The 269-nt window shown below is 40.5% G+C and carries 1 protein-coding gene; it reads left to right on the top strand.

From position 1 onward, the window contains the following. Positions 1-269: hypothetical protein (locus AC1M9F_RS14550; RefSeq protein ID WP_481598125.1), on the top strand; the 269-nt coding region annotated here is incomplete at both ends.

The following is a 269-nucleotide window of genomic DNA, read 5'->3' as shown; positions in this document are numbered from 1 at the left end:
AAGCATTAGAAACAATCGTTGAAAATGCAAAAACGGATGAGCAAAAGCTAACAGAAGCGATTAAAGAAGTAGAAGACTTAATTGCAGCAGGCAAGTTTGATGGTCAACAGCTGAAAGATGTAGAAGCAGCACTTGCGGCAGCGAAAGAAGGTGCAGAAGAAGAAGGTGCGGATTTAGCAAAAATCAAAGATACTTTAGAAACTGCAGTGAAAAAAGCTACAGCGGAAGAAGTAACTGAAGATGCAGCTGAAGAAGCATTAAAAGCTGCG

The organism is Acinetobacter sp. ANC_7504 (assembly GCF_056779995.1).
Note: the sequence above shows the minus strand (reverse complement) of the source record. Positions and strands in the feature narration are given on the sequence as shown.